Origin of the sequence: Bacillus sp. ok061, assembly GCF_900108285.1 — a bacterium.
In the GTDB taxonomy this organism is placed as follows: Bacteria; Bacillota; Bacilli; order Bacillales; family Bacillaceae_G; genus Bacillus_A; species Bacillus_A thuringiensis_S.
In genome coordinates, this window is record NZ_FNUW01000084.1 from 1 (window position 1) to 1,489 (window position 1,489).

Genomic DNA, 1,489 nt, shown 5'->3' on the forward strand with positions numbered 1-1,489 from the left:
AGTAGAAAAGAAAAACATTTTAGGTGGATCTTATTACGAACATTACATCCGTTTTAGTTGGAATGACTAATTTCTTAATAAAAAACGCTATTTTAAATAAAAGAACAGCTAGTGAAATCTAACTGCTCAGTTCTTTGAAAAATAAGAATTAGAATTTGTGTTTAAAATGGTTTACATCAATTAACGAAATTGCTGTAGAGAGATTAATAAATCTTTATGAATACGCAATAATGTTTGAACATCATCTTCTTGAAGTTGTTGTAGTGCTAATTCCATTGCCTTGTAGGAAGTAGAGTTTTCAATGGATTTTTTCGATGCTTTTTGTCCTTGGTTTGTTACCTTTAATTTTATTTCTCTACGATCTTCATCTGATTGTTTTCGCTTGATGAACTGTAGATTAACTAATTCATCTACATTCACACTCACTGTACTTTTAGGAACTGAAAAACGTTCTGAAATCTCTTTAAGAGTAACATTAGGGAGTGCATAAATTGTATTTAAGATACCCATTTGTTGTACTGTTAATCCTAAACTGGAGGCGTTTTGATGTGTGAACTTTATAATTTCTTTGTTTATTGTTACAAATGATTGGACAACTTCTCCTGCTTGTTTGAAACTTTGATTTTTTAAACTCATAATACTCGTCCCTTTTCTAAATTAATTTAGAAAAGAAATCAATACATGTTATTAATAGCAAACTTAATAAAAATTTCATTTTGTCACAAATAAAAGAGCAGTTAGCCCAGTCTAACTGCTCGATACAAAGGTAATAATCTAGATGCATAGATATTATATGCTGAATTATTGATTTTATTTAAGGAGGAATAAAGTAAAGATTTTTTAGGAAATAGGAGTAGGAACAAAATAGAAGAGCAGCTAGCAAAAGCTAACTGCTTGTTGAAAAAAGAATCCATCCCAGGTTATTTACTGGCAGAGTTTCAAGAAATAAATGATTAAATTAATTTAATTTTTCAATTACAATCGAAGCATTTATATTTGTTTGTGTTCCACCCGCCAAAGTCTGCAAAGTAACTGCAGCAGCGGAAGTATGATTATTAAGGGTAATAATATCACCTGCAGCTAAAGCGAGGATTGTTTGGCCGTTGTTTGGTTGAGTTCCTGCACCTGATCCATAAACTGCGCTGGTAACCGGAGCACCATTTAAAAAAAGTGTGAATTGATTAGGTTCAACTCCTGATACAGAAAAAGAAATTTTATAATCTCCTGCATTAAGAACCATTAATTGAGAAGTTCCCAGCGTATGAGTAAAACCAGATGTCATTCTACCATGTGAATTAAAAAGAATAGGTGCTTCTAAGGCAACAACTTGAGCTGCTGTATTGAAAACATAAGCATAATGAGATAATCCAGATACTGTAAGTCCGGTAGGTCCCGTAGGCCCCGGAGGTCCAACAGTTCCTGGCAATCCGGTAGGTCCGGTAGGTCCTGGAGGTCCACCAGAAGGCCCAGTTGCTCCGGTTATTCCGGT

1 protein-coding gene and 1 pseudogene are annotated in these 1,489 nt (G+C 33.8%); both read right to left on the reverse strand.

Annotated elements, in window-relative coordinates; genetic code table 11:
- Positions 1 to 180: 180 nt before the first annotated feature.
- Positions 181 to 636: a helix-turn-helix domain-containing protein gene (locus C4S65_RS33905; protein WP_061665828.1), complete on the reverse strand. Its 456-nt coding sequence runs from the start codon at positions 634 to 636 to the stop codon at positions 181 to 183.
- Between the two features lie 322 nt (positions 637 to 958).
- Positions 959 to 1,489, reverse strand: a pseudogene (locus C4S65_RS33910) (collagen-like protein); the annotation flags it as partial.

Excerpts from the sequence above, each read along its gene's own strand:
- C4S65_RS33905 (WP_061665828.1), bottom strand. The coding sequence starts at position 636 with ATGAGTTTAAAAAATCAAAGTTTCAAACAAGCAGGAGAAGTTGTCCAA.